This window comes from Pseudovibrio sp. Ad5, from assembly GCF_001623095.1.
Taxonomy (GTDB): domain Bacteria; phylum Pseudomonadota; class Alphaproteobacteria; order Rhizobiales; family Stappiaceae; genus Pseudovibrio.
The window spans coordinates 127,009-152,374 of record NZ_LMCH01000008.1 but is presented as its reverse complement, the minus strand read 5'-3'; the positions used below and the strand labels follow the sequence as shown (position 1 = coordinate 152,374).

The 25,366-nt window shown below is 50.2% G+C and carries 23 protein-coding genes; 11 read left to right on the top strand and 12 right to left on the bottom strand.

The window, feature by feature from the left end; translation table 11 throughout:
• Positions 1–33 precede the first annotated feature (33 nt).
• Positions 34–2,217: a TonB-dependent receptor gene (locus PsAD5_RS05850; protein WP_208988505.1), complete on the bottom strand. Its 2,184-nt coding sequence runs from the start codon at positions 2,215–2,217 to the stop codon at positions 34–36.
• Between the two features lie 8 nt (positions 2,218–2,225).
• A complete protein-coding gene (locus tag PsAD5_RS05845; protein WP_063291399.1) occupies positions 2,226–3,554 on the bottom strand; it encodes an MFS transporter in 1,329 nt (442 codons plus the stop codon).
• Positions 3,555–3,818: 264 nt separating this feature from the next.
• Between PsAD5_RS05845 and PsAD5_RS05840 the strand changes: the two genes are divergently transcribed.
• Both PsAD5_RS05840 and feoB read left to right on the top strand, forming a co-directional pair.
• On the top strand, positions 3,819–4,103 hold the full coding sequence (locus PsAD5_RS05840; RefSeq protein WP_208988504.1) for a FeoA family protein: 285 nt from the start codon (positions 3,819–3,821) through the stop codon (positions 4,101–4,103).
• Positions 4,087–5,910 (top strand): ferrous iron transport protein B, encoded by a 1,824-nt coding sequence (gene feoB, locus PsAD5_RS05835; RefSeq protein WP_057462828.1) that lies wholly within the window; start codon positions 4,087–4,089, stop codon positions 5,908–5,910. The genes PsAD5_RS05840 and feoB overlap by 17 nt, the downstream gene beginning before the upstream one ends.
• A 6-nt stretch (positions 5,911–5,916) precedes the next feature.
• On the opposite strand, the gene PsAD5_RS05830 is transcribed toward feoB, so the two are convergent.
• The 6 genes from PsAD5_RS05830 to PsAD5_RS05805 form a co-directional block, all read right to left on the bottom strand.
• Positions 5,917–6,975: a siderophore-interacting protein gene (locus PsAD5_RS05830; RefSeq protein WP_063291397.1), complete on the bottom strand. Its 1,059-nt coding sequence runs from the start codon at positions 6,973–6,975 to the stop codon at positions 5,917–5,919.
• A 38-nt stretch (positions 6,976–7,013) separates the two neighbouring features.
• Positions 7,014–7,805, bottom strand: coding sequence for an ABC transporter ATP-binding protein (locus PsAD5_RS05825; protein WP_063291396.1), 792 nt, complete (start codon positions 7,803–7,805; stop codon positions 7,014–7,016).
• Positions 7,805–8,845: a FecCD family ABC transporter permease gene (locus tag PsAD5_RS05820; protein WP_063291395.1), complete on the bottom strand. Its 1,041-nt coding sequence runs from the start codon at positions 8,843–8,845 to the stop codon at positions 7,805–7,807. Before PsAD5_RS05820 ends, PsAD5_RS05825 begins: the two co-directional genes overlap by 1 nt.
• A complete protein-coding gene (locus tag PsAD5_RS05815; RefSeq protein WP_063291394.1) occupies positions 8,842–9,891 on the bottom strand; it encodes a FecCD family ABC transporter permease in 1,050 nt (349 codons plus the stop codon). The genes PsAD5_RS05820 and PsAD5_RS05815 overlap by 4 nt, the downstream gene beginning before the upstream one ends.
• The gene (locus tag PsAD5_RS05810; RefSeq protein ID WP_063291393.1) at positions 9,891–10,931 is read right to left on the bottom strand and encodes an iron-siderophore ABC transporter substrate-binding protein; all 1,041 of its coding nucleotides are present in this window, start codon (positions 10,929–10,931) and stop codon (positions 9,891–9,893) included. The genes PsAD5_RS05815 and PsAD5_RS05810 overlap by 1 nt, the downstream gene beginning before the upstream one ends.
• Before the next feature lie 69 nt (positions 10,932–11,000).
• On the bottom strand, positions 11,001–13,262 hold the full coding sequence (locus tag PsAD5_RS05805; protein WP_063291392.1) for a TonB-dependent siderophore receptor: 2,262 nt from the start codon (positions 13,260–13,262) through the stop codon (positions 11,001–11,003).
• A gap of 298 nt (positions 13,263–13,560) precedes the next feature.
• Here PsAD5_RS05805 and PsAD5_RS05800 point away from each other — a divergent pair, with 298 nt between their 5' ends.
• Positions 13,561–14,199, top strand: coding sequence for a TetR/AcrR family transcriptional regulator (locus tag PsAD5_RS05800; RefSeq protein WP_063291391.1), 639 nt, complete (start codon positions 13,561–13,563; stop codon positions 14,197–14,199).
• On the opposite strand, the gene PsAD5_RS05795 is transcribed toward PsAD5_RS05800, so the two are convergent.
• Positions 14,163–15,107 (bottom strand): LysR family transcriptional regulator, encoded by a 945-nt coding sequence (locus PsAD5_RS05795; protein ID WP_063291390.1) that lies wholly within the window; start codon positions 15,105–15,107, stop codon positions 14,163–14,165. The genes PsAD5_RS05800 and PsAD5_RS05795 overlap by 37 nt on opposite strands.
• Before the next feature lie 108 nt (positions 15,108–15,215).
• Here PsAD5_RS05795 and PsAD5_RS05790 point away from each other — a divergent pair, with 108 nt between their 5' ends.
• The 7 genes from PsAD5_RS05790 (at position 15,216) to PsAD5_RS05760 (ending at position 22,165) form a co-directional block, all read left to right on the top strand.
• Positions 15,216–16,193, top strand: a complete 978-nt coding sequence (locus PsAD5_RS05790) for a glutathione S-transferase family protein (protein WP_208988503.1) — start codon at positions 15,216–15,218, stop codon at positions 16,191–16,193.
• The gene (locus PsAD5_RS05785; RefSeq protein WP_063291389.1) at positions 16,193–17,119 is read left to right on the top strand and encodes a DMT family transporter; all 927 of its coding nucleotides are present in this window, start codon (positions 16,193–16,195) and stop codon (positions 17,117–17,119) included. The genes PsAD5_RS05790 and PsAD5_RS05785 overlap by 1 nt, the downstream gene beginning before the upstream one ends.
• Before the next feature lie 60 nt (positions 17,120–17,179).
• Positions 17,180–17,557 (top strand): nuclear transport factor 2 family protein, encoded by a 378-nt coding sequence (locus PsAD5_RS05780; protein ID WP_063291388.1) that lies wholly within the window; start codon positions 17,180–17,182, stop codon positions 17,555–17,557.
• A 304-nt stretch (positions 17,558–17,861) separates the two neighbouring features.
• A complete protein-coding gene (locus tag PsAD5_RS05775; RefSeq protein ID WP_063286819.1) occupies positions 17,862–18,197 on the top strand; it encodes an SAF domain-containing protein in 336 nt (111 codons plus the stop codon).
• Complete coding sequence (locus PsAD5_RS05770; RefSeq protein ID WP_063291387.1) at positions 18,197–19,372, top strand: UxaA family hydrolase; 1,176 nt, start codon at positions 18,197–18,199, stop codon at positions 19,370–19,372. The genes PsAD5_RS05775 and PsAD5_RS05770 overlap by 1 nt, the downstream gene beginning before the upstream one ends.
• 52 nt (positions 19,373–19,424) lie before the next feature.
• Positions 19,425–20,567, top strand: a complete 1,143-nt coding sequence (locus PsAD5_RS05765; protein WP_057462840.1) for a mandelate racemase/muconate lactonizing enzyme family protein — start codon at positions 19,425–19,427, stop codon at positions 20,565–20,567.
• A 17-nt stretch (positions 20,568–20,584) separates the two neighbouring features.
• The gene (locus PsAD5_RS05760) at positions 20,585–22,165 is read left to right on the top strand and encodes a BCCT family transporter (protein ID WP_057462841.1); all 1,581 of its coding nucleotides are present in this window, start codon (positions 20,585–20,587) and stop codon (positions 22,163–22,165) included.
• A gap of 77 nt (positions 22,166–22,242) precedes the next feature.
• Here the strand turns inward: PsAD5_RS05760 and PsAD5_RS05755 are convergent, their stop codons facing one another.
• Positions 22,243–22,917, bottom strand: a complete 675-nt coding sequence (locus PsAD5_RS05755) for a GntR family transcriptional regulator (RefSeq protein WP_057462842.1) — start codon at positions 22,915–22,917, stop codon at positions 22,243–22,245.
• 286 nt (positions 22,918–23,203) lie between these two features.
• On the opposite strand from PsAD5_RS05755, the gene rirA reads away from it, so the two are divergent.
• Positions 23,204–23,674 carry an iron-responsive transcriptional regulator RirA gene (gene rirA, locus PsAD5_RS05750; RefSeq protein ID WP_082596779.1) on the top strand — a complete coding sequence of 157 codons (471 nt, stop codon included), beginning with the start codon at positions 23,204–23,206 and terminating at the stop codon, positions 23,672–23,674.
• A gap of 54 nt (positions 23,675–23,728) precedes the next feature.
• Here rirA and PsAD5_RS05745 read toward each other — a convergent pair whose 3' ends face one another.
• Entirely contained in the window at positions 23,729–24,958 is a 1,230-nt protein-coding gene (locus PsAD5_RS05745; RefSeq protein WP_063291386.1) for a TonB family protein, read from the bottom strand.
• Positions 24,955–25,341 (bottom strand): ExbD/TolR family protein, encoded by a 387-nt coding sequence (locus tag PsAD5_RS05740; RefSeq protein WP_063286815.1) that lies wholly within the window; start codon positions 25,339–25,341, stop codon positions 24,955–24,957. Before PsAD5_RS05740 ends, PsAD5_RS05745 begins: the two co-directional genes overlap by 4 nt.
• Between the last annotated feature and the right edge of the window lie 25 nt (positions 25,342–25,366).

Below are 25,366 nucleotides of genomic sequence, written 5' to 3'. Positions count from 1 at the left end.
GCAAGGCAGAGCCCTGCCTAACATTTGCATAACTTAAAACGTCTTGGTGTACTGCAAGAAGACACGGCGGCCTTCGGCTAGGACGTTGCGGTTGCGGCCGGAGCTTGCTGTTACATTGGTCTGCTTGGTATCAAACACATTTTCTACACCAAACTTCACAGTCCCAAAATCTGCAGCGTATTTGGCGCCTGCATTGACAGTGAATGTCTGCTTCAGCTTTAGATCTTCTGACTGCGGGTTCCCGTCATCAACATCTCGCCCCGAGCCGTAGATTGCTTCGCCATGAAGGCTCAAGCCATTCTCAAAGCGGTAGTCTGTATAAAGGGTCGCCTGGAATGGGGAACCAATGCGATTATTCGGCAACGCGTCGTCAAGGTCGCCATCCTCATCATAATCATAAACACCTTCTTTGTAGGCAAGGACAGTACCAAGATCCCAATATGCATTTACAGCGGCTTTGACATTGAGTTCAGCTCCCCAAATACGTTCTTTTCTCTGCCTGAGAGCGCTTGCAGATGGGTTGAATGTGAGACCTTTATCCGTTGTTGAGAGATAAACAGAAGCAGCAAGGGAATATTTGCCATCATTGAAGCGCGTACCCACTTCATAGTTGTTGACGATGGCTGCCTCTGGCTTCAAATCAGAAAAGTCGAATTCTGTACGACCCGGGTTTGTGTTGTCCAGAGACCGACGAGTGAAACCTCCGACATCAGGTACAGAGAACCCTTGAGAGAAACCTGCAAACAAATCCAGATCATCATTAAGATGCATCACACCACCGAGATTAAAGACCGTAGCATCATAAACTGCATCCCCACCTTTGACACTTGCTTCTGCAACAGGGATATGCCGACCTTGATAGTAATAAGTGCCAACAGGCCGTGTATAATCACCTACGCTCAAATCATAGCGTTGATAACGAAGGCCACCGCGCAGTTCGAACATCTCCCCGAGAGGGACTTTAAGCTGTCCAAAGACTGCAAAGGAGTTTTGCTCCATTGGTCCAATGATATCACGGCCATCAGGTAGCTTCTGGGTTACATCTTCGTAGGTAAAATCGCCCCCGTAGCTGAACTCCAACCCTTCGTAAAAGTTACTGAGATCGCGATCAAATGTTGTGCGAACTCCAACCTGCTTCATGAATACTGAGTTTTGAGAACGGTCCGGATCTGGAGAATAAGTGAACGGATTAGCGTCACTTAATGGAACCAAAGCCGAACGTCTTTCAGTATCGTTGAAAAAAAGTTCTACATTGGCATCACCGAAAAGCCCCAGATCGTAGACATTTAATGTCGCGGTCAGGTTCTTGGCGTCTTCCATCGGGCTCAGCCCTTTATAGGGATCGCTGGTGTTTTGAGAAACCGGGTCCGATGTGAAATCAGAGTAGAACTCGATATCTTGCTCCATTTTGAGCAGATTGGCGTAAATCGAGACATCAAATCGCTCCGCTTCAAAACCAACACGACCAGAGATATTGTATTGCTCGATACCAGAGCCACCACCCTGCCCAGTTGCCGGATCTTCTGGCACGCGCGTGCCGTTTCCGGCAAACAAATCACCCGTGTTTTTGAACTGGCCATTCAGTTGAATGCTCTTGCCATCTTTCCGGTATCCAGCCTCAGCACTCGTGAGCACATGCGCACTATCCTTAATATTGCGCTCACTAGCAGAGATGGTCGTGGAGAAAGACCCACTGAAGCCCTCTTTATCGGCACTCTTAGTAATGACATTGATGATACCGCCTGTACCGCCGTCACCATAAACAGCACTTGCACCGTTAATAATTTCAATGCGTTCAATACTATCTGCATCAATGAGGCTTAGAACGCGATTCACTTTACGCAGCGAAGATGTGCGCGGGCTGCCATTTACCAGTACTTGCAACGAGCGCCCGCGGAAAGTTTCCCCTAATCCGCTCAGTGTATCATTGCTGAGGTTCAAACCCGGAATGTAACGCCCCAACGCAGTCGTAATATCGCCATTGGCAGCGACGGCTTGCTGTAGTTCCTCACCAGAGATCACCTGCACCGTGCCTGGGATGGAAGAGATGGATTCCTCGGTACGGCTGGCAGTTACGACGACGGTTAGGTCGGTGTCGTCTTCGATGGCATCCTGTGCGGTTGCGATGGATGTTGTTTGAAACATTGCGAAAGGCGCGACAGTGCACAGTAGCACTCGCGCGAAGGAACCTTTGTTCCCCATAGCGACGCGTTTCATATTGCCCCCTAAGTTTTTATCAGTGATGTTGTTGAAAGATCTGCATCTTCGGCAGTTTGTTGCCCCTTGCCGATGGATGCTTTTTTGAAGAAGTGCATGCTCGCCAAAATACCTGCGACTGAGCAGACAGTTGCGAGCGAGAAGAGGATGCCGTAGCCGGAATGCTGCGCGATAAAGCCAGCAGCTACGCTACCCAGCATGTAGACGAATAGATTTGCGCAGCTGAGAATAGTGAAGTCGGTACCAGCTTGCTTGAGCGAACTGACGCGCATGAATGCGCTGTAAAGACCGACAATTTCCATGTAGCGGATGAAGGTGTTGGCGGCAGAAAGGCCAACGAGCACTGCAACTCCGCGATAGTCCAGCAACGCTACAGATGCGTAGCCGAGGAAACACAAAGTCCTCAAAGTACCAATAAGCCAGAGGAACTGCATCAGGCCAGCTCGTTTGATCAGCACCACAGCAATCGCTGAACCGCCCAAGCCAACGCAAGCGGCTGCGCCTCCGCTAACCAATCCGATCTGAGAAAGAGAAAAGCCGAAGTCCACCAGAAACGCTTGCTCAACGCCTTTGACGAGCCCCTCAGGCAGGCGGAACAACAGTGCAAAAAACAACAGCATCAACGTGTTGTTGCGCTTTACAAATCCAATGATCGATGGCCGTGGCTTGCTTTCTCCATCGACACCTTTGTCTTTCCGTGGGTTTTCTCTGAAGAAGAGCAGTGGCAGCAAAGTGAGAAATGACAGACCAGCAGCTGTTTTAAGAGCAAAGCTCCACCCCCACAGATCATGCAGAAACAGGGACAGAGAACCACCGATCAACACACCCGCGGCAACACTGCCTCCCTGGACTGCATTGCCAAGAGGCTGGTCTTTCGGGGCGAGGTGTTCAACGGCAAAGCCATCTGTCGCAATGTCCTGTGTAGAGGAGGACAGCGCCAGAACCATCAGTAATGGAAACAGGATGTGCAGTTGCTCGGCGACATTGAGTGTTGAAAGATAAGTAATGATGCCCACGGAGATAAGCTGCATCGGGATGATCCAGCTTCGACGTCTTCCAAAGGCAGCGAAGGAATAACGGTCAACAATTGGCGCCCAGAGGAATTTGATAACCCAGGGCAGCATCAAAAGTGCCATAGAGCCAATGCTGACAAGACTGATGCCTTGTGCGCGGAAGATCGCCGGCATGGCTGCAGCGACAAGATAAACCGGAATAGCCTGAGCTACATAAAGCCCCGCCAGCACGACAATGACTGAACGGGCTGTACGATCACCTTGCTCGTTTTGTGAAGTTGCGCGCGCCTGCCCTGCAATATGGGCACTGCTGTCGTTAGCCATTTTCTACCTAGCACTCAACGGCCTGGCTCGAACGAGTCGTTCTGGCTAACCAACTAATGATTTTTAACTAGAGAATTACACTCATATTTTCAATCACTACTTGCAAGTTATTCGCAATTAGATCTTACGGAGAAATTACAATAATTTCTGCTTTAGCTAAGTTTTCAAGCCAGCGGCAACACGCTTCTAACCAGTTTGCTGAGAGGAGCTTGTGTATTTATGAGTTTAAACCTCAACTTCATCCCAACGCCCCAAGAACAGACTATGAGCAGTGCACCGAAAACCCGCAGTCTCGATCACCTTCTCAAAGGCGAAAGAGCCATTGTGCGAGAAATCGAGAGCGAGGAAACATCTGATGGACGCGCTCTGGTCGTTCGCCTGAACGCGCTGGGGATCAACATTGGAAAGGAAGTCAGCGTTATACGGCTGGCTTGGTTGGGTGGCCCCATGTTGCTTCGTGTCAATCAGGTAACACAGGTTGCGATCCGACGTTCTGAAGCACGTTGCGTTGTTGTGGAGGAGATCAAAGGCGATGAACCCTCGGCCTGAGGCAGGTGCCCAGAGTACCCCACGTATTGCACTTATCGGTCAGCCAAACACTGGCAAATCCATGCTGTTTAATCGCATCACCAATGCCCGTGCCTCCGTTGGCAACTGGCCGGGGATCACCGTTAATGTGATGCGTGCGCGCGTGCCTTTAGCGGGGCGAAACGTGGAATATGTTGACCTGCCGGGTATTTATAATCTGGAGGGCGGATCTGAAGACGAAGCCGTCGTGAACCGGTTTTTGACAAAATTTCCGATTGATCTGGTTATCATCGTTATCAATGCAGCGCAGATTGAACGACAGATCCTGATGCCTTTGCAGGTGAAGGCGCTGGGACTGCCTGCTGTTGTCATGCTCAACATGTGTGATGAAGCTCATAAGCTCGGCATCACGTTTGATCTTGAGCAGTTGCAGAATTCTCTCAAGATGCCGGTGGCTTTGATTAGCGCCAAATACGGCACTGGCTTTGACGATGCCATGAAACAAGTCTCAGACAGTTTAAGCTCTGACTTTGCCAGCAAGCCAGTTCTGGCGGACTATGACTCGCTGTTCAAAACACTGATGACTGAGGAAACGCTCGATGATGCTTTGAAAGGTTGCGTGACTCTTCCCAAAATCTGGCCGAAAACACTGACGGAAAAGCTGGATCAGCTGTTTTTGCATCCGCTGCTGGGCCTGCCCATGTTCTTTCTCAGCATGCTGGTTATCTTCTCCGTGATCTGGGAGATTGGCCTTCCCTCTCAGGATCTTGTGAGCCGAGGTGCTGACTGGGTACAAACGATACTGCTGGAGCCGGGTTTGGCCTGGGCGCCTGTCTGGCTCAATAGCTTCTTGATCAATGGCATATGGCTTGGTCTGTCGACGGTCGCATCATTTGTGCCGCTTCTTGTGCTCTTTTTCTTTTGCATGGCCGCTGTTGAAGATAGCGGGTATCTGGCGCGTGCTGCCTTTTTGATGGATGCTCTGATGCGCCGCGTTGGGCTGGATGGCCGCGCTTTTGCGATGCAAATGATGGGGTTCGGTTGCAATGTACCCGCATTAATGGGCACGCGGGTCATGCGTACCCGCTCCTTGCGCCTGCTGGCTATGCTGGTTATTCCATTTTCACTCTGCTCTGCGCGCCTTGCTGTGTTCGTTTTTATTATCAGTGCCACCTTTCCCAGTTCCAAAGGTGCACTAGTGTTATTTTCCTTTTACGTGATCAGCTTCCTCGCCGCATTTTCAACGGCCGCCATCTTTAGCTTTTCCAAGCAGTTCAAGAGCCAGGAACCCTTCTTGTTGGAGATACCCCCCTATCGGATTCCGACAGTCAAACAAGTTTTACTCAGAGGTTGGGGTGAGGTGCGTGAGTTCATCAGAAGAGCTTCACGGTTTATTATCATCGGCTGCATTCTGGTTTGGTTGTTGACGAACCTGCCAGTTGGCGCAGAAGGATTGAATACCTATGGCGGCCAACTGGGCGTTTTGCTTCAGCCGATCATGGAGCCAATCGGCATCAATCCGTATCTTACTCTGGCACTGATCTTCGGTTTCATCGCCAAAGAGATCGTCATCGGATCTTTGTCTACAATCTACGCACTATCTGCCAGTGGTGTTTCTCAAGCCATTTCGGTGAGTGTCACACCGCTGGAAGCCTATAGTTTCTGCTTGTTCTGCCTGCTTTACACGCCTTGTCTAACAACCATTGCGACGGTGCATTCAGAAGGAAAGTCATGGCAGTTCACCAGTTTCTCGCTGATCTTGTCTCTAAGCTATGCCTGGCTGGTGTCATTCCTGTTTTACCAAGGCGCAAAGCTCTTTGGGTTTTAGGAGAGCTTATTCCTCCTCCCAAAACCCCGCGATGTAGCAATTATCGGCTTTGAAACCAACTTCATTACGGAAATACTTGCGCGCTTTCTTGGCAGTTTTCTTTTCCGCAGCAAACCAGAAGAATGCCTCCTGAACCTCAGGAATTTCCACTCGTTTTGCAGCATCAAATAATCCGTCATGACCATGAGCATCCCGATAAATCCATTCAAGGCTCATTGTCTCAGATAACGGGATTGGTGCTTCCATACCTTTTTTTGAAACACTGATGATCACCGCACCTTTCGTACCTGCAGGAGAACTTTCGAGAATGCGTGAGATGGCTGGAATGGCTGTTTCATCTCCAGCCAGCAACAGATACTTGGCCTCCGGAATCCACCCGCCACCAGGGCCAAGCAGACCAACCTTGTCCCCTTCGTTAACGCGAGCTGCCCACTCCGCTGTCGGCCCGCCTTCATGCAGGAAAACATCAAAGTCGATAGTCTGTGCTGACTTATCGAACTGGCGAACAGTGTAGACAGGGCGCATCAATTCATAATCACCCTCAGGCCAGACCGTGCGGCCTTTGTCATCCCAATAGGGCCATCTGGCTTCAAAACCCAGATTTTTCGAGAACAACAGACGGAAGTGCAACCCACCTTCAAAGAAGCGCTCAATTCCCTTCGCTGCAACGGTTACCCGTATGAAATTGGAGCTGAAAGCCGCTGTTCTGACAACCTGAACTTCGAGAAAGTTGGGCGGGTGAACGCCTGCTGTAAAATCCCCGCTCCAGACCATCTGAGGTGGAATGTTTATGTCAATGTGGCCAATAAGATGCTCGACACTCTCTTTGACCAGATGCAGTGCCTCTTGAGATGGTGCTGAAATCACCAGCTTCGCCTCTGTATCTGCCTTCAGAAACTCAACCATTCCGACAGGAGAATTCACGCAGTAATGGGAACTGGTAATTTCTTCCAGCGTCAGATTATGGAGCTTTGCTTCGGCAGCAAAAAGCTCAATGGCTTTGGCAAACTCGATACCGGGAAGGAGGCTTTCGATCCTATGAAGTTCTGTTGCAGTGGTTGTCATCAAAGTGCTCGTCTTGTTTTATCGAAATATTGTTGGCATCAAGCTGGAACAACCAGCGGGGTTCCCTTCACCGGATCGGGCATCACGTAGCATTCCAGACCGAAGGTTGATTTCATGATGTCTTGTGTGATGACCTCGGCTGCATTGCCCTGCGCTTCAATCTGCCCACCCTTCATCACGATGAGATGGTGGGCATAGCGCGCTGCGAGGTTGATATCGTGCAACACAGCAACGATTGTCATCTGCTGTTCTCCATTGCATCGCTTCAACAGCTCAAGCAGTTCAATCTGGTGGGCGAGATCAAGAAAGGTTGTTGGTTCATCCAGCAACAGCAGATCGGTCTCCTGTGCCAGAGCCATCGCAATCCACACACGTTGACGCTGCCCACCTGACAACGAGCTGAAAGGCTTGTCTCGCAGCTCAGTCACTTTTGTCATATCCATCGCATTTTGAATGGCCACTTCGTCCTGCCGGGACCATTGGCGCCAAACAGACTGGTGAGGCGTGCGGCCTCGGCTTACCAGATCACCGACGGTGATACCTTCAGGCGCGACAGGCATCTGGGGCAATATGCCAAGACGCTTGGCAACCTCGCGGGTGGGCTGCTTATGGATGGATTTGCCATCCAGCAATACAGTGCCAGCACTCGGCCTTTCCAGCCGGGCTAATGATCGTAGAAGCGTTGATTTTCCGCAGGCATTGGGGCCGATTACGACAGAGATCTGCCCCTTTGGAATAGTCAGGTTAAAGTCTTTCAGGACACTATGAGATCCAAACGAAAGCCCAAGACCCCTGGCCTCTAACGGTGTGTGTTCTTTAGGATCAAGCATTAGATGAGGTTCCGTTTCGCCTGCCGGGCAAGCAACCAAATGAGATAGGGAGCACCGATCAGAGCTGTAAAAACACCGGTTGGCATTTGGAAGGCTGCAACCAATGTGCGTGCTGCGGTGTCAGATAACAAAGTGACGAGAATGCCAATCCCAGCAGCAAGGATGAGCGCTGATGATGGAGTCCGGGAAAGCTGACGTGCTATGGGGCCGGAGACGAACGCCACAAAGGGAATTGGGCCAGCAACCGCGACAGCTGTCGCGGTCATGACCACAGCAACAGCAACCATGAGCAGTCGAAGGCCATTCACTTTAAGACCAAGCCCGGTTGCCAGATCCTCATCAAAGGCGAGCCTGTCCAAAAAGTACTGCAACACAATACCCAGTGAGCCCAAAGCCACAAATGCAACAGCAACAGGAGCAATATCTTCGCGCTGCACTTGCCCAAGGCTGCCAACAAGCCACTTGGCCATGTCAGATGCGCGCTGAATATCAAGCTGCGACATGAGGAAGTCAGCGCATGCCAGCAAGGTGAACCCAATACCAATGCCAACCATGATCAACCGGAACAGATCCAAGCCGCGGTGCCAGGACAGTGCAACAACAAGAAGCGCCGTCAGCACACCACCAGCCACAGCACCCCAGAACACGTAGGCGGCCGATCCAAACAGGAAGATCGTCAGTAATGCGCCAAACGCAGCACCTGCATTGAACCCGAGCACATCTGGTGATGCCAACGGGTTGCGCATAAGTGCCTGAAAGATTGCACCGGACATGCCCATAAGACCGCCCACAAACACCCCAACGAGAATACGCGGCATCCGCACATCCAGCAGGATGAGCTGGTCTACACCGCCCTCCCCGCTGAAAAACAGCGGAAGGATGCGGCTTGCCGCGATGGGATAGGCTCCAAGCCAAAGCGCAGCAATCACCGAAATAAGGCTGAGTGTTAGCAAGACTATACCAACCACAGCGCTGCGCTTGCGCATGAGCAATGCACCACCGGGTAGCGGAATGACGAGATGATGACTGAGCAATTTCATGGAGACATCATCCTTGTTTTTCTGATGAGGTAGATGAAGAACGGGCCACCGACCAAGGCCACTGTGACCCCAATTTGCAACTCGCGGCCTTCGAGCACTATTCGGCCAAGGATATCTCCCGAAAGCACAAATAGCGCGCCCAGCAGAGCTGAGAACAGCAGCAACCAAGCGCTGTCCGCTCCACTAAAACGTCGTGCAACATGCGGCACAATAAGCCCTACAAACGCGACTGGCCCAGCCAATGCGACGGACCCGCCCGAAAGGCAGACCACGGCAAACAAACTCAGTCCTTTGACGAGGCCCATTTTGGTGCCAAGGGACTTCGCTAAATCCTCACCAAGCGATAAAGCGTTGAGCCAACGCCCAAGAATAAGACAGGCCAGAAAACCAACTGCAAAGAACGGCCAGAGTTGGAGTAGGATTTCCGGCTTCACACCTTGCAGTGACCCAACGACCCAGAAGCGATAGGTCTCCAGCGTTTGCTGGCTGACCAGCAATACACCGCGCACCAATGCCAAAAGGAACGAGCTGACAGCAGCTCCAGCCAAAGCCATACGCAAAGGGCTGGCACCGCCCTGCCCCAGATTGGCAAGCCCGTACACCGCAATGCTCACCACAAATGCACCAGCCATTGCAGGCCAGATGAACATTCCGGCAGCTGAAATGCCAAGTCCCCAAATGGAAAGCACAACGGCCATGGAGGCACCGGCATTCACACCGAACAGTCCCGGATCAGCCAGCGGGTTGCGGGTTACGGTCTGCATGATGGCACCAGCCATTGCCAGAGATGCACCAATCAACAGCGCACCGATGAGCCGCGGCACACGCATTTCCAAAATCACAATATGATCCGGATTATTCAGATCAGTTGCCAGCAAAGCATCACTGATTGCCGAGAGTGGAACTGCCCGCACACCTGCACCAAGCGACACCACAGACAAAGCAATCAAAATGGCTACAAACGCAAGTGACCAGCCACCACGAGACTGACCGGAGTTAGCAAGACTATCACCAGTCCCAACTCGTTGAGCGGATTCAGCAAACATCACTGCCCCTCCATTTGCTGTGCACGGGTGATGCCTGCTTCAACCGAAGTTGCAACAGGTGTTGCCGGGTTGCCATCAATCGCCGCTGCGATCAGTGGTTCCAGCTGATCTAAAGCAAAGCTCAGACTGAGCGGTGAGGAATGTGAGAGGGCAGCAGCGATCATAGGCGTCGCCACCACCTCACGGCCTTCATTGTAGACGCGCATTGTTGGTCGGAGCCGCAAAGCGTTGATTTGGGAGGCACCTGAGCCAAAGTCGAGCCAGATCAGCACATCCGTATCAATCGGATCCAAATCCTCTGGCGAGACACGAACATAAAAAAGATCACTGCGAACAAGCGCTTCTACTTTTTCGGAGGCAACAAACCCAAGATCCCTCAGGAAACGGCCTCGCAGGTCTGAGGAGGGATAGGCCCCGATATCTCCCGGCCACACAACCACAGCAGACTTGCCGAGCCAAGCCGGATTGCGTTTCTTAATGGCCGCAAAGCGCGCTTCCAGATCCAGCACCACCTGCTCACCTTTTTCAGGTTGTCCAACAGCTTTCGCGATCGTGCGCGTCATCTGCTGCCACGGCGTACCGTAATCCCCGAAGTGCTCTTCAGGCACGAGAACCGGCGCAATCTGCGAAAGTATCTTGTACTGAGAACGGGTCATTCCAGACCACAAACCCAGGATCAGATCAGGTTTCAGAGCAGCGATCTGCTCCACATTAATCTCACCCCACATGACTGTCGGCTTGGCATCCCCCAGAGCAGGTTGCGCCCAAGGCCAGACACCACTCGAGTAGCTACCATACCAACGCCGAAGCGCTACCGGCCTCACTCCCAACGCCAGAAGGAAGTCATGCCCAATGAAGCTGACAGAAACGATCCGCTTAGGCTCTGCAGTGACCGTCGTTGTCCCGTACTGATGTTCAAACACTGCTGGAAATTCAGCTGCTGTCGTCTGCTGAAGGCACAGCAAAGGCACGGCAAGACACAGCACAGTGTAGTACAACAGCAGCTTCATTTTTTTGATGCCTGCGTGGATGGTTTGCATGTCACTCTCACAAAACCAGCCACGGACTGAAAAGCCCGTGGCATCACCGTATTTACTGATTGAGAAGCTCTAGAAAGTACTCATCAACTGCAACCGCAGCTCACGTCCCTTGCCATATGTGCAATTGTGGGAGTCCACATCTATACCTGCAGGCAACGGGAAACTGGAAAGTACAGCCTTACCGCAGTGGCTAATGTAAGATTTGTCCGCCAGGTTTTTGCCTGTCAAAGATACTTTGAAATTCTTGTATTGATAATTTACGGACGCATCAAACAAGCTCACAGGATCCAACTCAATCGAATTTCTTACATCACCGTAACGCTCACCTAAGTAGCGCATTCCTGCTGCAATACTGAGACCATCAAGCCTACTGCTTTCATTGAAATCATACTTCAACCAAAATGAACCGGAGTGCTCAGGAATACGTTCAAGCTGATTTCCAACCAAATTTGACTTATCAGATTTGGTAATCTCAGAATTCAAGTAGGAGTAACTCGCCAAAGCGGAGAAGCCATCGAACAGTTCAACAGACGCTTCTGCTTCCAATCCCTTGACCACAACTTCGCCCACTTGAGTATTACCAAGCAAGTATTCTGGATCTGCGATCACAGCATTGTCTTTTGTAATTTGGAATGCAGCTAATGTGAACAAGCCATTGAAATCGCTTGGCGAGTATTTCAAACCTACTTCAACTTGCCTCGCTGTTTCAGGCTCAAACACCGTCTTGGTTACGTTATCAACCCCAGACGGCGGCGCATCAAACGACGTTCCGTAGCTTGCATAAGGAGTGAGGCCAAAATCACTCACGTATGATAGACCAACACGCCCAGTAAATGCTCTGTCATAAGTCTTTTCATGAGTTCGAACAGCCCCAGGCTGAGCTTGAAGGCTCTGGGTGTCCATTTCGAGCCAGTCATGACGCAAGTTCACATCGAGCCGGAAGTTATCATAGATTTTTGAGTTGGCGGCAGCGTAGAGGCCTGTTTGTGTAACCGACTGGTTCTGGTATCCGGTGTAATGACCAACAAGATAGGCGCTTGAAGGAGGTAAAAGGCTAGGCAAAAGATTTGTCTTCTTGCCAGTAAAGAGATTTTTCTCGCCTGTGTACCCGCTTCCTAAATCCGCATCAGAATTGCCCTTGTGAAAATCAAGACCAAAGAGGAATTGAGTGTCCACCGCGCCAAAGTTGGCATCATAGAGAACCGATGTATCGACGGAACCCTGCCAACCTTCTTCTTCCACCTCATTAGCAATTAACACAACGGTGTCTACGCCCGGCGTACCATCAAGATTCAAAGCCCCACCATTATAGGCTCCGTCATAACTGATCTTGTTGTAGGCCAAACGTGCTTTTTGAAGAACCTTCAAATTATCAGCAAAAGCATGCTCGAACTCATAACCAACATAATGCTGGTCACGGTTCAGCCCCTTGCGATCCGGATCACCGGCAAATGTGTCGTAGTCGAAACTACCCTGACTATTTGAGAGCAGAGTTCCATGTTGCGGTAGTATCTGCCAGCTCTCACCCTGAAAATCTTTCTGGTATTGAGCAAGCAATGTAAGCTTGGTTTGATCGCCAAGCTTCGCAGTTATAGATGGAGCAAAATAGAACCGGTCATCATTCACATGATCTACTTGAGTATCTGACAAACGGCCAACTCCAACCAACCGATAGCTGATTGGAGAACCTTCTGAGAGGGAACCTGTTACGTCTGCAGCAAGTTGTTTACGGTTATTGTTTCCATAGGTTGCTTGCAAAATCGCAGAAAAATCTTCTTGCGGGCGCTTGGTGACAGTGTTGACCAGGCCGCCTGGCTGGTTCGCACCAAACAAATCGGAGGACGGGCCACGCAACACTTCAACGCGCTCGACACCAAACGGCTCAATGTTCCAGCCACCCCAGGCAAAAATTCGCAACGGCAACCCATCGCGGTAATTAAGCCCACCAACAGCGCTTTCAAAACCACGAATTGCATAGTTATCGTAACGAAGATCAAATCCGTAGATCGCAGGCACAACACCAGCGCTGTAGGAAATCGCATCTACAATAGATTCGGCGCCCTGATCTTCCATCTGCTGAGAGGAAACCACCGAAACAGAACGTGGTGTTTCCTCGATCGGCAAACCAATACGGCCAGCACTCGCTGTCTCAGTTGGGACATAACCTAGGGTCGGCGCCAACGCGTCTTCGGCAACGGAAGAGCCGTATACAACAACTTCATCCAGATCTTGATTGGGAGGACCCGCCTCTTGCGCATTCACGATTCCAGCAAACAGCAGCAAGCTAATAGAGGGGCCAGACAGAAGCGCAGACTTGTAGTGGATGCCCATGTTTTAAACACCTATTCCACTGATAATCGCTCCAAAGGTGTCTGGCTTCTGGCTTGACGTTTAATTTGGTTGGAGCTCAATCATTTGATTTTTCAATACTTTTAGAATTAACAGCAACTTCCGATCTAATGACCAAAAAGTTGAGCAATCACTCGATTTTGACTCCAATAAATAATATGACTTTATAAGTCAAGTTATTCAGTGAGTATATCTGCTAATTTGTTTCTTAAGGGCTTGCCACCGGAAATCTTGTTGTGCAGAACACGGGAAAGCGAGCTTTACAAAGGACAGCCAGCCCATGCCATCCATGAACGCGCAATCACTCGCTTTGCGAAAGAAAGCCAAACAACAACGCTCACGAGAAAAAATCGAACTTATCCTGCAGACAACACTGGATATGCTGAGCGAAGGTCAGGTTGATAAGATCAACACCAATGAGATTGCCCGCCGTGCTGGCGTCAGTGTAGGGTCGCTCTACAACTTCTTTCCCAACAAGCAATCCATTCTTTATGAGCTGTTTCGCCGTTGGCTGGAAAACGCTTTGACCGGACTGGATGACCTGGATGCACGCTATGATGGCAGTGAGCCAATCCGGGACTATATCGATGATATGTTCGAGCAAATGGCAATCAATGCACAAGCAAACACTGCAGGCCATTGGCAGCTTCGCCGCTCCATGAATTCCTCCAAAGAACTGTCAGAGCTAGAAGAAGCGCACATGGACCAAATTCTGGCACGCTTCATCCGTATCCAGGAAAAGTTTGGCCGCCAACTCCCAAACAACCCGCACCGCCTCGCCTATCTCCAAAACCTCATCAGCGTCTCCTGCCTCAACATCGTCGCCCTCACAGCAGACGAACAAGAACGCAAAACCGTCATGCACTGGTGCAAAAACCTGCTCTATCTGGTGTTTGATGTTGAGAGGTTGGAGGAGTAGAGCCCGTCATCCCAGTAAGGTTCATCGCCACCGATTTCTGATGAGATGAAGTCGATGAAGCTGCGGGTTTTAGTGGGGAGGTATTGGCGGGCGGGGTAGACGGCGTACATGTTTTGGGTTGGTAGGATGTATTCCGGCAAGACTTGGCGTAATTCTCCTGATCTCAGATAATCACCTGCTGCAAAGGTGGTCAGTCGACCGATTCCGCAACCGCCTAAAACAGCAACTGTGAGGGCGTCGCCATTGTTAACCTGGAAATTTCCAGAGGCTTCGATTTTGATGGGCCCGTCTGCACCCTCTAATGTCCATTCTTGCTGGTCACTAAAGTATGCGTAATGCAGGCAGTTATGGTGATGCAAATCTTCCGGGTTTTCTGGCATTCCAAACTCATCCAGATACCCCGGAGAGGCTGCCAGCACGTTGCGGCAAGGTGCTATTTTTCGAGCGATCAAGGACGAGTCCTGAAGGCGCCCTCCTCTGATTGCCAGATCAAATCCGCCATCAACTAAATCAACCAAGCGATCTTCCATGATCATATCAATGCTGATTTCTGGATTATTCTTGAGGAACTTAGAGATCAGAGGAGCTATGTGAAGTCGGCCAAATGTCATGGGAACGTTTATCTTTAGTCGCCCCTTTGGTTTGCCCTGTAGCTGTGCGACAGCGCTTTCTGCTTCTTGCGCTGCAGTCAAAGCGTCTACGGCACGAGTGTAATAAAGTTCTCCTGCTTCCGTAAGGCTGATGTTGCGAGTAGTGCGGTGGAGAAGGCGAGCTCCAAGATGCTCCTCCAGCAAGGATATACGCTTGCTGATAGCTGACTTAGAGACACCGAGTTGCCGAGCAGCAGCGGCAAATCCCTTTTGCTCAACCACCGTTACGAAAACGGGTAGTGCACCTATATGTTCCATTTGCCTATCTTTGTTGTTCTCTTTTACTCACCAATAAGTTTCCATATTAGATGATTATCATAAAATCGGAAACCAATTAAGTTCTCTTCAGAAGAAGAGGACAGTCCGATGGCTATGATGCTGATCAATGGGCAACTGCATGAAAAACCCAAAAGTAGTGACGGAACCTATCGCCCTATCAGCAGCGATATTCGTAACTGGATAGAACCGAATGTGGCTGCTGAGTTTCCTGCGGAAGAAGATCGCTACCATCTTTATACATCACATGCGTGTCCGTGGTGCCATCGTGTGATGGTGATGCGATCATTAATGGGGTTGCAGGGGATCATTTCTGTCAGCGAGATGCATCCGGTCATGGGGGATAAGGGATGGCAGATTGACCAAACCTTGTTTGATGATGCAGCAGGTGTTCCAAGAGACGCATTTATTTTTGAAGTCTATTTACGCACCTTTCCCCAGTACACCGGCGCGCTTACGGTCCCTCTCCTGGTCGACAAGAAGACAAACAAGATCATCAGCAATAATTCAGCGGACATCATGCGGATGCTGAACACATCTTTTGCTGATCTGGCCTCCTCAAGCACCAATTATTATCCGGCAGCACTGCGGAGTGAGATTGATGAACGTGCTGACTTCATTCAGGAAAACGTGAGCTCTGGAGTCTATCGCGCTGGCTTTGCTACTTCTCAAAGTGCCTATGACGCTGCAGTCTCTAAACTCTTTGAAGCTCTTGACCTTTTGGAGGTTCAGCTAAGTGTTCGGCGTTATCTGACAGGTGCTCAAATCACCGAAGTTGACTGGAAGTTTTTTGCTAGTCTCATTCGGTTTGATGCTGTTTACGTGACACATTTTAAAACCGATCTGCGACGCATTACAGATTATCCTAATCTCAGCTCTTATCTCCGTGAGCTCTACCAGCATCCTGGCATCGCAGAAACAGTGAATTTCCAACGTATGCGGGAGCATTATTTCCGCAGCCACCGTCATCTCAATCCCATAGGGATCGTTTCAATTGGCCCGCAGCCGGACCTTCTGAAACCGCACGGTCATGACCAAACCGGTGTCTTCCAGAAAGGAGTTGCCTAATGGATCGTCAAGCAACTTATACGGAAACTGGAAAGCACAATAATCCAACAGGTTACATCATCCTGATCGGGGCAATTGTTGGCGTTAATTACGCACTTGCCAAGCTTGTGACAAAAGCTGGGGTCACAGCACTGAGCGCAACATTTGCGCAGTTACTATTGGCGGGTTTGTTCCTCTACCTCTTGCTTCATCTGAAGCATGAGAGCTTCTCGCTGAAACGCCGTCATATCAAGTATTACATCATCAATGGCTTCCTTGGGATCACAGTGCCTTCGCTGGTTGCATACCTAGTCCTGCAGCATATTCCAGCCTGGCTTTTGACTGTTCTTGTAACTCTATCGCCTTTGATTACGGCGGTGCTCTCATCAATCGTCGACGGAAAGCTGATTGCAACACAGCGGCTTGTCGGGATTTTGGTTGGGCTTGCCGGGATTAGTTTTGTGACACTCAGTAGTGCTCAAGTCAGTCAGTTTGATCCTATCTGGATTTTGATTGGGACAGGCATGCCTATGTCGCTGGCAATTGCAAACATCTACCGCAACAAAGCCTATCCCAAAGACGCCTCCTCAGTTGGGACTGCAACCGGGACCATGTTCTCTCAAGTGCTGTTGCTGCTGCCTTTGCTTCTTCTTGGCGATAGTCTGCCAGCGCTTGTCGAGCCAATCCAGGACATCTGGTGGATCATCCTTGGCATCGGATTTCTTAGTGCAGCGAGCTATGCTCTCACGTTCTTTATTCAAGACAGAACGGACAGTGTTGGCTTCAGCCAAGTCGGATATTTTGCCACAGTTTCAGGTATTTTGGTTGCTGCACTGGTGTTTTCAGAACCCATCAGCATGGCCATCTTCGCTGCTATTGCCGTTCTGTTCTTTGGGCTAGCACTGACAAACGGACACATTCAACTCACGAAACTTCGAGCTCCCTGAATACTGTCCTTTCAGATGCAGCAACCACTCTCCCAACCTAAAAGAACGATAGGAAAGAAAATGACATCCCTCACTAAGACACACGTAGATGCACGCGACTTTGCCAATAAGCTTTATCAAGCCGTCGACTCTTTGAGCGCTGAGGCTGTCGGATCTTTTCTGGCACAAGACGTACGGTTCCAACTTGGGAATTTTGATGAGATTTCAGGTTACCAGCAGGTTGTCGATGCAAATACAGCCTTTTTCCAATCCATCGCAGCTATGTCACACACACTCAAAGACGCCTGGAGTATTGGTGATACAGTCATTTGCACAGGCGCGGTGCATTATACGCGTCATGACAAAAGCACACTCCAGATCCCTTTCTCAGCTGTTTTGAAGCTCAATGACACTCTGATTTATGACTATCAGGTCTATGTCGACGTTTCTCCACTTTAGGGGAAATAGCTGATCCCTTCCTGGGTAGAACAGGGAGACTCATTTGGTGGCACGGCGTGAAGCTTTTGGTTTTGCGCCGTGTTTTTTTTGTAAAAAAGCCCGTATTTCTGCTGGATTTTACTTAGTTCTTCCTAGCTGAGAACATTCATCAGCCCCCAGCACCCGAAATTTTTCAAAGCCAAGTCGCTGAATTTTAATAATTAATTCCCCCACTACCTCGATTGTCAGACAATATTGATTTTTCTCAAGACTTGATGTGTATTTTATGCAATAGTCGATTGTAGGACAATCGACGGAGTACACTATGATCAAGGCACTTCGCCTTAATGCTGCAGACAATGTTGCAACCCTGCTGGAAAATGCCAGCAAGGGCGAGACAGTTCTGGTGATCTCCGAACAGAACGAAAGCTTGGGAGAGCTGGAGCTTCTGCAAGCTATTCCCTTCGGCAACAAAGTCGCACTGCGCCCCATGAAACCAGAGGACCAGCTGATTAAAGGCGGCGTCGCAGTCGGCAAAGCAATCAAACCTGTTCCTCAGGGCCAGCTTGCTCACGTTCAAAACATTCGAAGCTTAAATCTGGATATTCCAGAGGTGATGATCAACGAAATCATCACCCAAATGGAAATTGAGGTGGACTGATGCAGACGTTCAGAGGCTATCAGCGAGCAGATGGATCTGTCGGCATCCGCAATCTCATCATGGTTATCGCTGCCGATGAGTGCGCAGAAGGCATCGCACGTGCGATCTCTGAGAAGACGCCCGGTACTGTTGTCGTCACCAATTACAATACCTGCATGTATGGTGGCAACGAAGAGATGATTGGCACCATGATCAACGCAGCGACTAACCCGAACATCGCCGGGGCGCTGGTGATCAATATGGGTTGTGGCAGCATTACGCCTGACCTTGTGGCTGGGCCAATCCGTGCAACCGGGCGTCCTGTAGAGACCCTCACCTGCATTAAAGAAAGCGGAACAGTTTCGACCATTCGCGAAGGGTTGAAGCGTATTGCCAAGATCGTTGAGCATGCCGATGCAACACCGATGGTTGATGCTCCAATCAGCAAGCTACTGGTGGGTATCAAATGTGGTGGCTCAGACACCAGCTCTGGCATTGCTTCTAACCCAAGTGTTGGTCTTGCCGCGGATAAGCTGATTGATATGGGAGCCTCTGTTGTAGCCGGTGAGCTTCTGGAATTGCTTGGCTGTGAGCATATTCTCAAAGAACGAGCTATCACCTCAAAAGTCTCTGAGAAGATCGGCCAGCTGATCAGTGATGAAGAAAAGCGTTGGCACGTTGAGGGCACTCAGGTTGAAACCATGAGTGTTGGTAACAGCATTGGCGGCCTGACAACCATCGAAGAAAAGTCACTCGGCGCTCTTGCAAAAACAGGCTCCAGGCCAATTCAGGATATCTTGCGCATCAATGCGACTAAGTTGGAAAAGCCAGAGGCTCCAGGCATGTACTTGTCTGAAACGACAATGCTTTGTGGTGGCTCAGCGATGCATTTTGCAGCACTCGGCTGTCAGGTGATCCTTTGGACCACTGGTGGGGCTGGTTTCAATAATCCGATTGTTCCAGTCATCCGCGTCAGTGGCAACAGTCAGCTGATCAATGAAGACATCGACATTGATGCAACCGGCATCATGCGCGGTGAAGACAGCCTTGAGAATGTCTCCGAACAAATCCTGAAAACACTCGAAGGCGTGATCAATGGCGAGAAAACCGCCATCGAAGACTTTGGCTACGCTTACTGCTCACTCATTCAGAAAGATCAGCGCGTCGAGCGTTTGCTTTCCATCCCCGCAGAATAATTAAAACAACGCGCAGGCCTTCATTGAGGACCTGCGCATCAGGGAGAATAAAATGAAGATCACTGATGTTGAGGTCATCCATCTTCGTGTCCCGCTGCTCGCACAAAATTGCGAGTGGGGCGAAGATGCACTGATCGTACGCATCCACACCGACACTGGTCTGGTGGGGCTTGGGGAGTCAGACAGCTCGCCAACCGTGATTGCAGCACTCATTGAAGCACCGCAGTCCAACTTGTATTGCACGGGTCTGAAGTCCCTGCTGATCGGCGAAAATCCACTTGAGATCAGCCGTTTATGGAACAAGATGTATTGGTCCAGCAACTATGTTGGTCGTCGCGGTGCTGGCATTCATGCCATGAGCGCTATCGATATTGCACTGTGGGACATCTCCGCCAAGCACTATGGTGTGCCACTGCATATTCTGCTGGGAGCGAAGTATCGTGATCGGATTCCGGCTTACGGCACTTTCATCCCGGCAGATAACCCAGAAGACAACCGCAAGATCGCACAGGATCTGGTCGCAAAGGGCTTCACCAGCCTGAAATTTGGCGGCGGCATTCTGGGTGATGATCCAGACACTGATTATGAGATTGTACGCGTTGTGCGTGAAGCAATCGGTCCAGATATACAGTTGCAGATCGATCTTGCCACCAAATGGCGCACTGCCTCTCATGCTTTGCATATGTGTAAGCGTCTGGAACCTTTCAATCTGCACTGGATTGAAGAGCCCGTCATGGCTGACGATGAACGTGGCTATGTGAAACTTGGAGCTCAGGCATCTCAAAAAATTGCTGGCGGTGAAGCGCTCACCACATGCCGTGAGTTCCACGACATGCTGGAGCGTTGTGAGCCAGACATCATTCAACCAGACATTACACGTTGTGGTGGCATCACCGAGATGCGCAAGATTTATGACATGGCGCAGATGCGCGGTGTCCAACTCATTCCTCATGGGTTCAGCACAGACATTCTGCTTGCTGCATCTGTGCATTTCCTTGCCTCCTGCGAGCAAGGAAACCTGATGGAATACTCCCAGAGCAATAGTCCGCTTGTTGCGGGTAACGGGCTGGCTAAAGAGCCAGTGGTCTTCGCTGAGGGGCAGCTTGTTGTTCCTGATCGCCCAGGCCTTGGGATCGAGCTGAACGAAGACCTAATCAAAAAATATCAAGTGAATGCACAACCTGCTTACGCTTGAAGATGGAGGAATAACAAATGTCTAACACTGGGAAAAGATTAGACACCTTACTGCTTTCAATAAGTCTGGGGTTTGTCATCGCCATTGTTGCTGGCCTGACAATCTTCCCTGAAAAGGGCAACGAGATAGCCAACTACCTGTTCGGTACATTCAATGCGATCTTCGGCACGCCTGTGCTGCTGCTTGTGTTTGGATCAGTTATCTTTCTGGCTGCGCTTGGTATAAGCAAATACGGCAATATCCGTCTGGGTGAAGGCAGCCCTGAGTACAGCACATTCGCATGGGTTTCCATGATGATCTGTGCAGGTCTGGGTTCTGCAACAGTATACTGGGCCTTTACTGAGTGGGCATATTACTTCAACGCCCCTCCTCTAGGAGTTCAGACTGGTACGACTGCGGCTTACGAGCTGGGCACTGCTTACAACCTGTTCCACTGGGGCTTCAGCGCCTGGGCAGCTTACTGCATTGTCTCTCTGCCAGTTGCTTACCACTTCCACGTTCGCAAGAACCCTGGTCTCAGCCTCTCAGCTGTGTGTACTGCTATCCGCGGTGACAAGCCGATAACTCCGCTTTGGCGCTTGATCAGCCGTGTGATTGACGTGATCTTCATCTTCACCATCTTCGGTGCACTTTCCATCACACTTGGTGTGTCTGTGCCGATGGTTTCTGAGATCCTGTCTTCTCTGATCGGTATTGAACCAACCTTCAATGTGAATCTGGTACTGATACTGATTATCTCCGCATTCTTCTCTCTGAGTTCATATGTGGGCATTCAGAAGGGTATGGCGCGTATCAGCTCAATGAACACATATCTGGCAATCGGCTTCTGTATTGCTGTGTTCCTGGTTGGCCCAACAATGTTCATTGCGAAGTCTACGGTGAATGGTCTTGGCATCATGATCCAGGATTTCATCCGCATGAGCCTTTACACTGATCCGGTTGACAATGGCGGCTTCCCAGAAGGTTGGACAATCTTTTACTGGCTCTACTGGATCACCTACACTCCGTTCGTATCCATCTTCGTGACCAAAATCTCCAAGGGTCGTAGTATCCGCGGCGTCATCACGAACATGCTGCTGAGCGGTAGTGCTGGTTGCTTCTTCTTCTTCGGTATCCTTGGTGGTCTGTCTCAGTCAGCAAACGTAACCGGTCTTGTTGATGTTGCTGGTCTTGTAGCTTCCGGCGAAGGAAATCAGGCGATTGTTCAGGTCATGAACACCCTGCCACTCAGCGCGATCTTCATCGTTCTGTTTGCGCTGGTCTCCGTTCTCTTCCTGGCAACCACTCTGGACTCTGCAGCCTTCACCATGGCAGCGGCTTCTACAAAGGGTCTGAAAGAGAACGAAGAGCCATCTCCAATGCTGCGCCTGTTCTGGTGTGTGATGCTGGCTGCAGTTCCACTTGCGATGATGTTCATTGACGCCCCACTGAACACCATCAAAACATGTGCCATCGTAACCTCTATCCCACTGATGTTTATCATCAGCTATATGGTTTACGGATTCATCAAGTGGATGCGTGAGGACTTCGCTTTAACAAGTGGCGAAGATATTCTCCGGCAGTCCCGCGAAGCAGCTGGTGCTGTTCCTGCGGAATAAGCTTCCTCCTCAGGCAAAGCAAAAGGGCGACCTCCGGGCCGCCCTTTTTTATGACTATCTCAAATCTTCAAGCACTATCAGTCGTCGGTCGCCAGCTTAACATGTTCATGTTTCAGCTTATGGCCCATTTCAGTGAAGGTACTGATGTTCTCAATAGCGAGCTTGCGGGCCTTTTCCGCCTCGCCAGAGCAAATGGCTTCCACTAAACCGACATGGGTGTTCGCACTGTCTTCAATATCAAAGTCAAAGTGCGTGATACGAATATAGATTGAAAGCTGATTGATCACGCTCTTGTACATGTGCGCCAAGCGTGCACTCTCACTCAGTTCAATGATCAGCTTGTGAAGCTCAAAGTCATAGAACGTAACTTCTGTAAGTGAGACGCCGTCTTGCTGGCAGATCTCCTTGAAGACCTCCAGCTCTTTACGCAGCCGAACAGCCTTTTCCGGCGTGATCGTTTCAGCTGCCATTTGAGCAGCCTGACTCTCCAGCGCGACACGAAGGTGATAGATTTCCCAGATATCGTGGTCCGTCAGTGTCGTCACGCTCCACCCTGCATAAGGCTTTTGCGAGACAAGTCCTTCGCTCGAGAGTGTGTTCAACGCCATGCGCACGGTTGTGCGTGAAAGCTCCAGACCTTTTGCAAGCGTACTTTCCGTCAGCTTGTCGCCTGAGACATAATGACCCGCCAAAATCTGCTGCCTCAGAAAGTCTGCGGCTTGCTCCTCAAGGCTTTGTTTTGAAATCTTCATTGGAACTCAATTGCGTCCGTCGTGTTCACTCTCATATTTGAGCTGTATCACCATTAGCTTGCTGAATAAATGACGAGTTTCTCACGCCAGATATTTGCTCTGTGATTATTGTAGGATCAGCTGGATTTAGATATATTTTGCACGTGCACTGGCAAAAGAACGGTCTCGGGTTTGTTTCCAGCACCGACAAAGTTTTTAATGACTCTAAACTGGGAATGGTTTATTGTTGAGTTAGAGATGCATATTTTTATTGACGACAGACACCGGAAGACGCATAGCTAATATTATGAGACTCACTCAACAAACCAACTATGCTGTACGTGCCCTGATGTATTGTGCGGCAAATCCTGGCAAGCCAAGCAAAGTTGCTGAGATCGCGGCTTCGTTTTCCATGTCGGAAACTCACCTTTTCAAGATCATGAAGGTGCTCGTTGACGCTGATCTGATGAAAACCATCCGAGGGCGTAACGGTGGTATCGTATTGCCACGTCCAGCTGAGCAAATCAGTGTAGGACAGGTGGTACGTGCAACTGAAGAGTCATTCCTTCTTGCTGAGTGCTTTGACAGTGGCCGTCAGGACTGCCCGCTCGTCAACCACTGCGGCTTCAATTCTGTTCTGCATGAAGCGCTGGAAGCATTCCTCGGTGTGCTCGACAAGTGCACGATTGCGGATCTTGCTGACAACCGCGCGAGCATTCGCCACCTGTTGCAGATTGAAGACCCACTTCTGCCAAAGAATATGGCTGCTGCTGAGTAAGCGCACCAAGAGCGACGAGATGATCAGGCAGCGAATATTCGCTGCCTTTTTTTGTTATCGTACTTTGAAGACTATCGGCGCTGTTCTACTGACCGTATTATTCCTCATCGAGGATGGAAATGCAGGCAATGGCGCAGCGGCCTTTAGGGCTTTCAACGCGGCCTGATCAAACCGCTTATTCCCACTCGACCGGGATAGCCTAATTCCCGTTACAGCCCCATCTCTGTGCACGACAAAACTCACACGGACGATGCCTGACTTCTTCCGATTCTTCTCACGTCTCGGGTATCGTCTATCTGCCGCACGCTGGATCTTCTTTTGCACCTTGCCCCAGTAATTGCTCGTTGCAGCATTGCCTGCACTGTCGCCGGAGCCAGCGATGTTGTTGCCATTCTTTGAGGTGTTGGAGCCTTTACGGGCGACCTTGGAGCCACGAGCAGAATTAACATCCGAGTTACCCGCTTTCTTGGCAGGTTCTTTCTTGGCTTTTGGTGGAGCCTTCTTGGCAGTTTTCTGCGGCAGCTTGGGACGTGGCGGCGCTGCTCGCGGGACGGGAACCGTTACTGCGGCAACTTCAGTTTCAACAGGCTTTGCCTCAAGCTCTTTCTTTTCGTCAACGGGTTCAGCTGTCTTCTTTTCTACCGGCTTCGACTCTTCAAGTGTTTCCTGTTGTACCAATTCCAGTTTTTCTGGTTGAGCTGATTTGGCTTCTTCCGGTTTAACTGCTTCTTGTGGCTCTTTCAGCTTTACAAGATCAACGTCATTAGTCGGCTCTACTGGTTCTTGCTGTTTAACAGGCAGAACTTTTGCAACTTCAACGGGCTTAATCTCCTGCACCTCAGCAGGTTTGATTTGTTCGGGCTGAAGCTCAAGTTTCAGCGGCTCAATCTCAGCCTTGATGGTAACACCTTCAGCAACAGGTTCTGGTAATGGTTTCACAGCCTGCGTTGCAATCGGTTTGATTGGTGTGATCTCTGCTTTAACCAGCTCAATGGGCTCAACAGACTCAATCTCTTTGACTTGCTCTATCGGAGTTTCAATCTCACGAGGCTCAACTTCATCTGGCTGGTCCGGCTCAATCGGTTCAACAACTTCCTTAGAACCTGCAATAAGATCCTCAATCGACCCGACGACAGAAAGTGACGTTGACCGTGTTGAGGCAACCTGAACTTCAGGAGCCCGTGTATAAAACCAAGCAAACCCAGCTGCGTGAACGCTGACAGACACGAGTAAGGCGGTCGTGAGGGCTGAACCACCGATTTTCCTGCGAATGCTCTTCTTCATTGGGCAGCCCTTACAGTGACCAATGTAATATCAGAGAAACCTTGTTTTTTCAGCGCGGCAAGGGTTCTGGCGAGTGTCTGACCAGACAGTGCCTTGTCAGCAACAACCATCAGAGGGTCTTTATTGCCGTCCAGCGGTATCAGATCCTCAACAAGAACTGGCTGTTCGTTTTGGGTTATCAATCCATCAGGAGCGATAATCAGCGCTCCGGCAATAAGCTCACGACTGGATTGCTCCTGCGTTTCTGCGGGGCTCACGTTTTTTGCATCGTCTCTATCAATTGAACCTGCAAAGAGGAAGAAGATGAGCATCAGGAACACGATATTGATCAATGGGATCGTGTTCTCAAATGTCCTCTTTTGTGGTTTTGTCTTCAGACGCATTCTTTAAACTTCTTATTTCGCAATA